Source organism: Cryobacterium sp. M25, from assembly GCF_002929635.1.
GTDB lineage: Bacteria > Actinomycetota > Actinomycetes > Actinomycetales > Microbacteriaceae > Cryobacterium > Cryobacterium sandaracinum.
Map to the genome: position 1 here is coordinate 30,238 of NZ_PJJU01000048.1, position 12,732 is coordinate 42,969.

At 63.4% G+C, this 12,732-nt stretch carries 8 protein-coding genes and 3 pseudogenes; 10 read left to right on the plus strand and 1 reads right to left on the minus strand.

Features of this window, described 5'->3' with window-relative positions; genetic code table 11:
• Window positions 1-18: 18 nt before the first annotated feature.
• The 9 genes and pseudogenes from CXY81_RS06885 (at window position 19) to CXY81_RS06915 (ending at window position 10,440) form a co-directional block, all read left to right on the plus strand.
• Window positions 19-489, plus strand: a complete 471-nt coding sequence (locus CXY81_RS06885; RefSeq protein WP_198411965.1) for a class F sortase — start codon at window positions 19-21, stop codon at window positions 487-489.
• 208 nt (window positions 490-697) lie between these two features.
• Window positions 698-1,108, plus strand: a complete 411-nt coding sequence (locus CXY81_RS16045) for a hypothetical protein (RefSeq protein WP_146067641.1) — start codon at window positions 698-700, stop codon at window positions 1,106-1,108.
• Window positions 1,109-1,452: 344 nt separating this feature from the next.
• Window positions 1,453-2,322, plus strand: a pseudogene (locus CXY81_RS16930) (magnesium transporter CorA family protein).
• Between the two features lie 122 nt (window positions 2,323-2,444).
• Window positions 2,445-3,452 (plus strand): annotated as a pseudogene (locus CXY81_RS06895) (magnesium and cobalt transport protein CorA); the annotation flags it as partial.
• Window positions 3,453-3,640: 188 nt separating this feature from the next.
• Window positions 3,641-5,602 (plus strand): amino acid transporter, encoded by a 1,962-nt coding sequence (locus CXY81_RS06900; RefSeq protein ID WP_369828352.1) that lies wholly within the window; start codon window positions 3,641-3,643, stop codon window positions 5,600-5,602.
• A gap of 155 nt (window positions 5,603-5,757) precedes the next feature.
• Window positions 5,758-6,075 (plus strand): annotated as a pseudogene (locus CXY81_RS06905) (hypothetical protein); the annotation flags it as partial.
• 1,188 nt (window positions 6,076-7,263) lie between these two features.
• On the plus strand, window positions 7,264-7,458 hold the full coding sequence (locus tag CXY81_RS16050; protein ID WP_134343049.1) for a three-helix bundle dimerization domain-containing protein: 195 nt from the start codon (window positions 7,264-7,266) through the stop codon (window positions 7,456-7,458).
• Between the two features lie 861 nt (window positions 7,459-8,319).
• Window positions 8,320-8,721 carry a VOC family protein gene (locus CXY81_RS06910; RefSeq protein ID WP_104101863.1) on the plus strand — a complete coding sequence of 134 codons (402 nt, stop codon included), beginning with the start codon at window positions 8,320-8,322 and terminating at the stop codon, window positions 8,719-8,721.
• An 855-nt stretch (window positions 8,722-9,576) separates the two neighbouring features.
• Window positions 9,577-10,440 (plus strand): hypothetical protein, encoded by an 864-nt coding sequence (locus CXY81_RS06915; RefSeq protein ID WP_104194400.1) that lies wholly within the window; start codon window positions 9,577-9,579, stop codon window positions 10,438-10,440.
• 374 nt (window positions 10,441-10,814) lie between these two features.
• On the opposite strand, the gene CXY81_RS17465 is transcribed toward CXY81_RS06915, so the two are convergent.
• Window positions 10,815-11,042, minus strand: a complete 228-nt coding sequence (locus CXY81_RS17465; RefSeq protein WP_104194401.1) for a hypothetical protein — start codon at window positions 11,040-11,042, stop codon at window positions 10,815-10,817.
• Window positions 11,043-12,023: 981 nt separating this feature from the next.
• Between CXY81_RS17465 and CXY81_RS06930 the strand changes: the two genes are divergently transcribed.
• Window positions 12,024-12,713 carry a phosphoribosyltransferase gene (locus CXY81_RS06930; RefSeq protein WP_104194403.1) on the plus strand — a complete coding sequence of 230 codons (690 nt, stop codon included), beginning with the start codon at window positions 12,024-12,026 and terminating at the stop codon, window positions 12,711-12,713.
• Window positions 12,714-12,732: the final 19 nt, after the last annotated feature.

The following is a 12,732-nucleotide window of genomic DNA, read 5'->3' on the forward strand; positions in this document are numbered from 1 at the left end:
CAGGTTGTCGGCCCGACCTTGACCGACTCCGAGCCCACCCAGATCAACGTCCCCGCGATTGAAGTGGACTCTGTCCTGATGCAATTGGGACAGAATCCTGATGGCACGGTGCAGACGCCGTCGTTGGACGAGGCCTCTCCGGCCGGCTGGTACACCGGTTCGCCCACCCCTGGCGCGATCGGACCTTCCGTCATCCTGGGTCACGTCGACTCCAGGGTGCAGGGGCGCGCGGTGTTTTACCGACTTGGCGAGATGCGTCCCGGCGACGAGATTTTGGTTACCCGAGCCGATGCGACAGTGGCGGTATTCGTGGTCGACGGAGTGGAGGAATACCCGAAAGATGACTTTCCGCAGTTCGCCGTCTACGGCAACACCGATCATGCGGGACTACGGCTGATCACCTGCGGTGGAGAGTTCGATGAAACCACTCGTACGTACCCAGATAATGTTGTTGTCTACGCCAGCTTGGTGTCCAGCCATGCGGCGTAGCAGGACTAAGACGCGTATCAAGAGGCCCGACTGGCTGCTTGCGATCGCGGTGGCTTCCACGGCTTTGCTGGTTGGATGCGCCACCACCTCCTCCGGCGCCGTGAACACAACGGCCCCCGGAATGTCCATGCCAGGCACGTCGGCCTCCCCGATTCCGCAGTCGAGCTCGGCAGGCAGCGCGGAGGCAGGACCGTCCGCAGCATCACAGATGATTTGTGGCACCGAAACACGCGACAACATCACACGTGCGCTGGCTCTCGCCGCCCCGCCACACTCCGTCGAGAGCTGGATCAATCGCCAATACACCTGCACATACCATCTGACTGGTGGAGAATTCGTGATCTCGGTGCAGGAATCCTCGGACGCAGCGTCTGCCCGCAGCTACTTCGACACAATGCAAGGAAACCTTGCCCCAGTCCAACCCATTGAAGGACTCGCGAATCTCGGATTGCCTGCTTACGAAACCACAGGCGGCGTGGTCGTCTTCCTCAAAGACAACATGACGTTACAAGTTGACGCCAGAAAGTTGACGGATATGATCGGGCCGCATGGCGTCACCCGCACCGCGTTTTCCTATCAAGTAGCTACTGCCATCCTGGGCTGCTGGACCGAACACTAGTCCGGCCGCGCGTCGAATTAGCCAAGCCCGGGCCGCCTTTAGCGGGACTCGCGTCCTATGATTCAGCCGGGGGTTGGTGGGGATCTGTATGGCCACCAAGGACTGGGTCCTTGAGCATGCCAGAGGTGTAACAGTGCGAAGACCATGCCGTTTGGAGAAGGATTGTCGCCCAATGCACCTTCGTGAATCGCGAAAGGGGGTCCCAGAAGATCACGGGTGTACATGATGGACTATGCCGTTCCCACTCCTCGTACCCGCTGTTACCGTGATGATGTCCTCATCGACGAGAACTTTGCGCTGGCCGATGTGTCCGAACATCTTGAGTTGCCAACTCCGTGGTTTGGGTGGACCTCTGTACCCCGGATGGTGCCGACCTCGCACTACTCACCGAGGAGCTGGGTTTGCACGAGTTGACCGTCGAAGACGCCACGAAACTGCGTCAGCGGCCGAAGCTCGATCACTATCCCGATCACTCGTTCTTGTCTGCTTACGCTGTCGGCTTCGATCCGGCCTCGAAAGCGGTTACCACCGACGAGATTGCCGCCTACATCACGGCCCGTGCACTGGTTACCGTGCACAAGGAGGAGAGCATCGATTTGGACGCTGTGGTTCCCAGATGGGACTCTTTCCCGGACTTGGCGAAGCATGGTGTCGCCTTCCTGTTGCACGGGCTGTTGGACTAACTCGTCGACGGGTACTTCGAGGCGGTAGAGGCCCTCGACGAGGAGATCGAAGAGCTCCAGAACCAGCTGTTCGTGCCCTCGGCCGACCAGGAAGCCCTGCAACGGAGTTCTTTCGCGCTCCGGAAGAGCCTGGTAACGCTTCGGCGGGTGATCCTGCCGATGCGCGAAGTGGTGAACACGCTCCTCAGCCGCGACCTTCACCTTGTGGCCGACGAGATGGGTCCTTACTTTCAGGATGTCTACGACCATGTACTGCGCGCTATGAAATGGACGGAGAGCCTGCGCGACCTCGCCACGAGTATCCTCGAAGCGAATCGGGCCCTCCAGGGAAACCGGCTCAACGTGATCACCAAGAAGGTGACCGGTTATGCCGCCATCATCGCCGTACCGACGGCCGTCACCGGCTTCCACGGCCAAAACGTGCCCTACCCCGGGTTCAGCGAGATCGGAGGCTTCTTCAGTTCGGTAGCGTTGATCGTGGGCTTCTCCACGCTGTTGTTTTTCCTCTTCAAACGCAACGACTGGATCTAGGATCCCGGCCCGCACTCACGTGCGGTGCTCTCCCGCCCCATCCTGATCGACGCCCTGATGGCACGCCGTCTTTGGGCTCTGCTCACACACTTTCTCGGACGACTGAACGGTGGGTCACGACCATGGCCTTGATTGACAACGGCATCTACGTAGCCGGACACCGCGCGGAGAGCCCCCGCAGCCTTGAGGAAACGTACCAAGCCCTCCGCGAGAACGCTGGCATGGCGTGGATCGGACTCTACAGACCGGACGCCACCGAGATACGGTCGGTTGCCAGCGAATTCGATCTCCGCCCGCCGGCCGTCGAAGACGCCCTGACCGGCCATCAACGAGCCAAGCTCGAGCAGTACGGATCCACGTTGTTCCTCGTCTTGCGCCCCGCACGATACATCGACGAGAAGCTAGAGGTGGAATTCGGCGAGCTTCACCTCTTCATCGGCGAGGACTTTGTTGTCACCGTTCGCCACGCCGAATCGACGGCCCTCAGCCGGGTCAGGCATCGCCTCGAGGCGAATCTCCCGCTGCTCGCGAAGGGTCCACAAGCCGTGCTGTACTCCATCCTCGACGAGGTAGTCGATGAGTATGCACCCGTCATCGCCGGACTCGAGAACGATATCGACGAAATCGAAAACCAACTCTTTGACGGCGACCCCAGCGTCTCCCGACGCATCTATGACCTCTCCCGGGAAGTCATCGAGTTCTAGCGCGCGGTGCACCCCCTCCTTATCGGGATGCTCCAAGCGCTCCTCCGCGGCTCGGAAAAATACCAGGTCGAACTGGAGCTCCAACGTTCCTTCCGCGACTTCTTGGACCACGCCATCCGCGTCGTCGATCGAGCGGACTCATTCCGCGCCATCCTACAAAACGCACTGACCGTGCACTCCACCCTGGTGAATCAACGGCAGAATGACGAAGTGCGCCACATGTCTGAGACGAGCCTCGCTCAGAACGAAGAGGTCAAGAAGATTTCCTCCTGGGCGGCCATCCTCTTCGCCCCAGCCCTCGTCGGCACGGTCTACGGCATGAACTTCGACTTCATGCCCGAACTGCACTGGATCTTCGGATACCCGATCGCACTCGGAGAGATGGTCTTCCTTGGCGTCGCCCTGTACGTGGTCTTCAAGAAAAAAAGTGGCTGTGACCCGCGCTCGAGGCCGACAGCACTTCGAGCTCAGATCTTTGCCCTGAGCGTGCGGCGCTCGCTCGTGTGTGGCTCACAATAGAGGTGTTGTTCGCATTCGATAGATCTGCTCTCACGGTCTTGTGACCGGCGCGGGCGGGATGGAAGATCACAGTGGATTCATTGGACGTTCCGGTCATCCCGGCGAGCGTTGCCAGCCCCGTCCGTTCGGGAGCGCCAGCGGGCAGCCTTGCTCGGTGGCTGCTTCGGAACCGTGTGCAGCCCGTCGGACCGGAGAGCCACGAAGACACGGTGACGAAGCGTCCCTGGTGGATGGTCATGTGTTTAACGGGCGTCGACTACTTCTCGACGTTGTCGTACCTGCCGAGCATCGCCGTGCTGGCTGCCGGAGCACTGGCGCCGTTGGCGACCCTGCTGATCGTTGCACTGACCCTGCTGGGGATGTTGCCGATGTACCGGCGGGTGGCGAAGGAGAGCCCGCACGGCCAGGGTTCGGTGGCGATGCTCGAGCGGCTCCTCCCGTTCTGGAAGGGCAAGTTCTTCGTGCTGGTACTTCTGGGCTTCGTCGCAACGTCCTGGATCATCACGATCACCCTGTCGTCGGCGGATGCCACGGTCCACCTTCTTGAGAACCCATATGCGCCCAGCTTCCTCGAGGGGCATGCCGTGACGATCACGATCGTCCTGCTCCTCACCCTCGGCGGCGTCTTCCTCCTCGGTTTCAGCGAAGCCGTGGCGGTTGCCATCCCGCTGGTGGCGGTGTATCTCACCCTAAACGCCGTCGTCATCGGTGTCGGCCTCTACGACGTCCTCACGGAACCAGCCGCTCTCGCCGGATGGACAGACGCCCTCACCTCCCGCGGCGGGGGGTTCGGTGATCTTCTCGGTCCCGCCATCATCGCTTTCCCGCTGCTCGTGTTGGGTCTGTCCGGATTCGAGACCGGGGTGAGCATGATGCCCCTGGTTGCCTCGGCAGGGAAAACCACCGAGGAGCGCCTGGCTTCACGCATCCGCAACACCCGCAAGCTCCTGACCGCGGCGGCCCTCATCATGAGCGCCTACCTCCTCTCGAGCACCTTCGTCACCACCCTCCTCATCCCCGAGGAAGCTTTCGAAGACGGTGGCGAAGCGAGCGGCCGCGCACTGGCCTACCTGGCCCACGAACTCGTCGGAAACACCTTCGGCACCGTCTACGACGTGAGCAGCATCCTCATCCTGTGGTTTGCGGGGGCGTCCGCGATGGCCGGCCTGATCAACATCGTCCCGCGCTACCTGCCGTCATACGGCATGGCCCCCGAGTGGAGCCGCGCCGTGCGCCCCGTGGTTCTCGTCTACACCGGCATCAGCATCCTGATCACGATCGGCTTCAACGCCGACGTCAACGCGCAGGCCGGCGCCTACGCCACCGGCATCCTGGCGATGATGGTGTCCGGAGCCGTCGCCGTCACGATCTCGGCGATCCGACGCCACCAGCGCCGGGCCAGTGTCGCATTCACCATTCTGACCTTGATCCTCCTGTACGCCTTGGGCGAGAACATCTTGGAGAAGCCCGATGGCATAGCCATTTCTGCGTTCTTCATCCTGGGGATCATCGTCGTGTCACTCGTATCCCGAGTTTCACGCACCACCGAACTGCGGGTGGAAACGGTCGAACTGGACGAGCAGGCGCGACGCTTCATCACCGAATCGCTCGTATTCGATGGCGCTTTGAACCTGATTGCGAACAAACCCAAGCCGGGCAAACAGACCGACTATGCCGGAAAGGAGACGGCGCAGCGGGGGATGAATCCCGTGCCGGGTCGCGCGGACGTGCTGTTTCTTGAGATCGAGGTGGTGGATCCGTCTAGTTTCAGCGAAACGCTCCATGTTCGCGGTGAGGAAGTCAACGGGCTTCGGGTGCTTCGAGCCCAGAGTCCTGCGGCTCCGAACGCCATCGCTGCCATTCTCTTGGCATTGCGGGACGCATCCGGAGTGCGACCTCACGCTTACTTCGAATGGTCAGAGGGCAACCCCCTCGGGCACCTCCTGCGCTACCTTCTACTCGGCCAAGGCGATACCGCACCCGTCGTGCGCGAAATCCTTCGCCAGAGTGAAGCTGATCCGACACGCCGCCCCGGCATCCATGTAGGCGGCGGCTGACGGCACCCCGTACGGCGACGGTTCAGAGAAATCTGCACAGTCGGGAAATCGTGACTCACGCAGGGCGGTTCGTCTCCCCGTCGAGCCAGAGCTTTCGGATGCGTCGTTGTGGACGGTGCCGGTGCCCACCTGCCTGGTGTCGATTTTGTCGCCGCGCATCGGGCGTGGCCTTCAATGACGGCAGAGGGTTCACCTACTCGGCCTTCGGCTACCCGGCGGCGGCACCGTTCACCGGCAACACCCTGCAGTCCTGCTCCGGCACCGCCACGGACGACCCATACGCCCAGTCCGAATCGCAGGGCATCCCCTGCGGCATGACCGGTGGATCATCCGGCGGCCCGCGGTTCATCGGCAGTGGTTCGGCCGGCTATCAGAACTCGGTCAACAGTTTCGGCTACAACAACGTCGCGAACACCATGTTCGGGCCGTACTGGGGATCGGTCATCGAGAGCGCCTATGCCGCCGCCGCCTGAACCTGACCCGAATGACGAACCCGGCCCCGCAGCCGTCGCGCACGAGAATCTGACCGCGGACCCGTCCGGCGCCGAATGGGACGAAGACCGGATGCGCGCGGCGCGACCACGAGCGATCCGTCTCAACCCGGACGGCACTCGCGTTTCGGATGAAGTACCGGGGCAACCGGAACCGACGGACGTACAGTAGAACCATCTGCGGGACAGCACCGGCAAGTCGGGGGTCCGCCGCGTACCGCGGTATGCGGCGGACCCGTGCTGTCATCCGGGGTCGAGGCCACGGGGACAGCCAGGGAGCCGATCGCAACCTCTCACCCCGTTCCGCAGCGGTGACAGGGATCGGGAACCGTCGAGGATCATTGACTGCTGAGGGTCTGGGAATGGCTCGAAGACCCCCTGCTCGATGAGGCGGTGCGCATCGAGGGTCGCAAGGAGCACTCACGAGAGTGGCATCGGCACGAGGGTATCGACAACCGCTTGAGCATAGATGCGGCCACGACCCACGCGGAGCTGTCGGCGAGGGCTGTCAGAGCGTTCGTCTGCGACGTGGTGAGGGGTGCCTGGGTGTAGGGAGCGCGATTCGTGTCGGACCGGAACAGGGATGAATAGTCCTCGGTGGCCACGGATGCGTGCTTCGCCAGGGTGACCCGCGCGACCGGCTTGTGGCACATCGACGTCTTCAGGTCCGTCTCGTCATAGCTCCCGCCCGGGAATAAATCGAACGACGCCGAGTACCCGAGATGTTGACCATTGCTGGGATGATGCCGAGGAGTGCGAGCACGGCGATGATCTTGCATGAAGAGTGTGATCAGAATCGGCGGGCACGTCAGGAGACGAAAAACGAGGAAGGCCGCAGTGATCGGGTTGGCGAGATCAGGCTGTCGTCTATCCCGTCAACTGAGCGCCCAATCACGCTGCCAACGAAGGCCGGGGCAGCAGAGGCAACCGTCGGACCCCACCAGGTCTCGGCCCGGTATTCGCTCGTCCCGGCTCGATCGCGATGGACGCAAGGCCCGCACTCAAGGTTCATCTTGTGAAGATCCCATGACTTCATCGTGCACCCTCGACCGGGAGATGCGTAATTTCCGTTCCGTGCTGGTCGCTGACGAAAGCGATGGGCAGAGTGCGCAACTTTCGCTGACAGCAACGCCTTGATAGGCAGCTCCCGACGGTGGGACACTGGAAGTTGTGAACCTCAACGATGAATTGCAGGCCGTGGAAAAAGTGGTGGATCGACTCACGAAACGATTCCCAAATGTGCCACGGTCGAGCGTTGAAAGAGCTGTCCGTGAGGAGCATCAGAACTTCTCCGGCCGCCCGATACGTGACTTTGTTCCCGTTCTCGTCGAACACGGTGTCAAGGAACGCTTACGCAAACAGTGAGCCACGGTTCAGCGGGTTAGTGCGCGACCACCAGTGGTGCCCGTTGCGCCTTAGTGGACATCCCGGATCATGAACACCGGGAAGTCAGCTGCTATGTTTTCGAATGCCGAGACCGGCTCCGACTGATCGACCGGAATAAGCGGTCGGGCGCCGGGTGCTTGCGCCAGGTATGACTTGATAATTGGTGCGCTGGCATCCGCGCGAACCTCTTCGAGTAAGCACCGGTCGCCTGCGCTCCGCGTGGATGACGGCTCTCCCATTCGCGGCCCGCACATTGCGCACCCACCGCGAGCCCTGGCCCAGCATCGAAACCACGTACTCACAACCTTCGTAGCGGGCCACCACGAGCGGCAGGGTGAGCAGGGTGTGCGACTTCGGATTGACGGTCTCGAGGCTTACCGCGCCGTGGCCAACGATACCGAGCGAGAACACCATCGCGCTGATTCGGTTCAGGAAACGCGCCCACCGGTTCGGGCGCCCGCCGGCGTACATGCGCCGTAACGAGTCTCCACGGATCATGTCGGGTCGCCGCTGATCTTGAAGTGGGTGTTGTGCACGAATTTTGGCCTGAGTGGTGTGCCTCTCTCGTTTTCCGACTGACACCATCGTTGCGGCTGTGTCGCTCGGGCGAGCTGACAGTACCATCGCATCATGGCGCGACCATTGCCAGTGAATAGCCAATACCGTAACCGTAGGGGACGGTACACCGTCGCCGATCTTGATGACGTGCACCAATGCCAGGGCGCGACCGCGGGCAACGGATGTCCTACTTCAGCGAATCGACGATCACCAGCTCGATCAGACAACGAACCCTCACAGCGTTCTAGCGATCGGTGGTAGGTCGATCTGTATGCTTTGCATATGATGGCGCCGCAGATCTATGTCACTTTCCCCGGTACAGCGCGCGAAGCGCTCCGCTTCTACGCGGATGTTTTCAGTGGAGAGCTCACCCTGCATACCTACGAGGATTTCGGTCGCAGCGACGGCCCGCCCCACAACATAGCTCACGGAGTGCTCGAGGGCGTAGTTGTATTGATGGGATCCGATGCAGCCGCAGGTGAAAAAAGTGTTCGGCTTGATGGCGTCAAGCTCTCATTGCTGGGCGCCGCTGAACCGGAAATTCTCCACGAGTGGTTTGACAAACTCGCGATGGGCGGCCAGATCGTTGACTACCTTGCCCCAAAGCCTTGGGGTGCTTCGGATGGCCAAGTCATCGACCGTCATGGACTGCACTGGCTCATCGGATACGAACTCGGGCAATGAGCGGCACACAACGCTCGATCGTGGAGAGCGACAAGGTCCTCGTGAGGATCGATCTGGATGTCCCTCCCTGTTGAACCCCTCCAACAAGTGTTCTTGATCGCTGCTGATCTCCACCGAGCTTGCCCCCTGTCGCCCTTTTGGAGAGCCTCGAAGCGGATGCCGTGCCCGGCCCGTCCGCGGCGGCCCGACCGGTCCCGACCGGTCCCGACCGGACGTGCTCGCGGTCAGAGACCTGATCACCAACGGCGGCCAACAGAAAGTCGTGATCAACGCACCGGCTGTCCGCGAGTGCTCACCCGCATGTGGGCATCGAAGTCGGGCAACTTATTGCATCGGGTGCACCCCGTATTTCGCTTCGAGCGTGGCATCCGTCACAATCTCCAGCCTGGACATGCCGCGACCGGTCTGGCAGCGCATCACGCCGGGTCAGCGAAGTACCGACGACCACGGTGAGAGGCACCCAAAGCCTGAGCGAGGCTGTGACGTCGCGAAGCCGAGCGGCGCCTGACGGAAGGCTGAGAGCTTAGGGCTGCGAACTCCACACCTAAAGTTCCCTCAAAACAAAGCTGCCGGAGTTCACCTGTACCACCCCCGTTACGCGGACAACGAGTTGTCCTGACTCGAGCCTACCGACGTGCACCGGCATCGGTGGCGGCCAAGTACGGATGACTTTGCCAGCTACAACGGAGCATCTGTCCAGAAAATGAGTGCAAGCCGGGGGATTCGTCAACGCGGCTACATCTGGCCGCGAGTCCACCGATCAAGGTGCGCCGAGAATCGTGTAGCCCGGCCGCATCACATTTGGAAGTCATGCGCTCTGCTTCACCCCGTTCACCCCTGACCGCCCGGCGAGAAATGAACGCCAAACGTAAACGTTCGCGCACCAGATCCGTCGCTGTCGGCACCGGAGCAGCTCTCGGTCTCCTCGGCCTGATCATGGGAATCGGTGCGGTGTCACAGGCATCCGCGGTTAGTCCTGCCGGCATCGCCGCGACGACGGAGCTCTCCGAAAGCACCGGTTTGCATCACGAGCAGCTCAGCGTCTACTCCGCCATAGCCACAAAAACCGCCCATGACCGAGCGGAGAGCACCCTCAGTGACGCCGGAACGGTGATCACGGCCATGGCGAACAAGGTGGATCCGACCCCACTGGCGTCATCCGTTGCCGCGCTCGGGGACTACAAGTCGTTGGAGACGGACACCGTCATCGAGCTCACCGAACAGACTCAGGAGGCGGCCGACACGGCCCGTTCGGCTGTGGCCGAGGTAGACGGAGCCGCCGCCGAGGCCGCTCGCGCCCAGGCCGAGGCTGCCGCTCAGGCTCAGGGTCAGGCGGACGCCCAGGCCGCGGCCGCGGATGCGGCGCGCGATTCTGCTCCAGCTGCTGAGTCCCAGCCCGTCGCCGGCAACAACACGCCCGCCGAGGCAAAGGCGACGGCCCGGGCGATGGCAGCCTCGAAGTACGGCTGGGGTGAGTCCGAGTTCTTTTGCCTCGTACAGCTCTGGAACAAGGAATCCGGCTGGTCGTACACGGCCAACAACCCCAGCGGCGCCACCGGAATCCCTCAGGCCCTGCCCGGGAGCAAGATGGCCACGGCCGGATCCGACTGGGCCACAAACGCGACGACGCAGATCTCCTGGGGTCTCGGCTACATCAAGGCCGGGTACGGCACCCCGTGCGGAGCCTGGGCGCATTCCGTGACCAACAACTGGTATTGACCGCACCTGACCTGACCTGACCTGACCTGACCCGACCGGGCAACGGATTCGGGGGGTGAGCCACAGGTCGAGGTGGACGGTCATGCTCCTTGCTGCTCCACAGTCGAACGGGTGGAAGGCTCAGTGTGCGTTGAGGAGGGCCCCCGCGTCGATCGTCGTGCGCGGTGCGCGAGCCGGGGCCCCCGCACGCCGCTGACTCTGGCGAGCGACCTCACGCAGGTCCCACAGATTCTCCCGGGTGACGGAGACAGTCGGGCATCACCTCCCCATGCCGGACCCCTGCACCGGGGTGCCATCCAGCAGTGACGCATCGGCGAGGATGACCCTGCCGGGGTTCACGGAGAAATACCGGGGGAGCCGGTCGAGTTTGGCGGTCAGGTCGACCAGCAGGTCACACTGATCCGACCGCCGCACGTCGGCGGCCAGCTCGGCCTCTCGTCGACGGCGCGGCGAAAGTCGCGCGCGACGATGCGCCATGGCTGCTTGGCGATCGCGTCGATCATCTCGCCCGACAGGCTCAGGGCCGGGGCCAGGGCCAGGGCCAGGGCCAGGGCCAGGCCGGCGTACCGCACAGCGCCCCGGCCGCGGTAGGCGTTCGTCATCGACATCAGGCTGACCCGGTCGGCGCCAAAAAAACCTGTGCGAGTCAGCCGAGTGCTCCCGGCCGTCTGCGTGCGATGAAGAACGGTCGCACCGACACCAGGTAGAAGGCGACGAGCGCGGCCAGCAACCCCGATGCGGATGCCCCGACGGCGACGCCCCAGAGCAGCCTGGGCCCGTTGCCGCGCACGATCACGCCGGTGATGTTGCCGTTCGCGGGCGGCTCCGTGGGCATCATCGCCGGAGTCGGCGTGCTGGTGTTCTCCGGTTCGTTGGTCGTTCCTGCGCGCTCGCCTGGAGCGGGAGCAGAGGTCGGGGCTGGATCCACGTTCTCGGCAGGTGGGGCTTCCGACGGTGCCGCCGCCGTCGCCGACGGTGGAACGACAGCCGGCGTGGACTGTGGCCCGGCCGAGGGGGCCGGCTCTGCCGGGGGAGTGGTGGCGGGTTCCTCAGGTGGTGGCGAGGGGAGCTTGGTCGGAGTGGGGGTGGGAGGGGGCGGCGGAGTCGGTGTCGGTCCGGGGGTGGTTTCACCCTCGGTCAGGGCCACACACTGTGTCNCGGGGGTGGTTTCACCCTCGGTCAGGGCCACACACTGTGTCTCCCCGTCGACATCGACGATCGGCACGGTTCCGCCCGGGCACTCGTCGGCGGAGACGCGGGTCACACTCGGCATCACGGTGCCGAGCGTCAGCAGGAGAGCGATCCCGGCCGTGAGCCCGGTCGCGGCAATCAGGGTGGTGAGTCGTCGATACACAGCTGATCCAGGTTCCGTTCGATGGTGCCGTGAGTGTTCTGATTGACCCGAGTCTGCCCTCGGTCTTCGGACGCGTCCAGTGCCCGGGACCACCGAAGTGGCATGTGTGCAAGTCAGCTCGAATCGGGTCGCCGCGCCTGAGCCCCGGGCGGCCCTCGACAAAGCCGAGGGTCGGCGGCAGAATCGGTCTAGGCGGACCCGCAAAAGGTATTCGCCGGGTGGGAGCCTCATGTTCACGAATCGGAGCGAGGCCGGCCGACTGCTGGCCGAACCACTGATCGAACGACTGACCGAGCTTGAGGCGCACGACCCGGTGGTCTACGCCCTCCCGCGGGGCGGTGTGCCTGTGGCGATCGAGGTCGCTCGGCGCCTGCAAGCCCCGCTGGACCTCATCCTGGTGCGCAAGATCGGGGCCCCGGGCTATCCGGAGGTCGCGATGGGGGCGGTCGTCGACGGTGCTAGTCCGCAGGCGATCGTCAATGAGGACGTGTTCGCCGCCACCGGGGGCGACTCGGTGGGTTTGGCCCAAGCCCGCCGTCGCGAGCTGGCCGAAATCGCACGACGTCGCACCCTCTACCTCGATGACCGCCCGCAGATCAGTCCGCGGGGCCGTGTCGCCGTCGTCGTGGACGACGGCCTCGCGACGGGAGCCACGGCCAAGGCAGCCCTCGCGGCCCTGAAACGGCAGGGCGCCGCACTCACGGTGCTCGCGGTCCCGGTCGCACCCGCCGAGCTGCTCGGGGAGATGCGGCAGTATGCGGATGTCATCGTCGTGCTGCACGCCCCGCAGGAGTTGTGGGCAATCGGGCCCTTCTACACCGACTTCCACCAACTCTCAGACAACGAGACCGTCGCCCTGCTGCAGGAGGCGTGGGCTGAGGCCGACGCCACTCCACCGACAGACGGCCGGACGAACTGACGGTCATATGACGGATGCT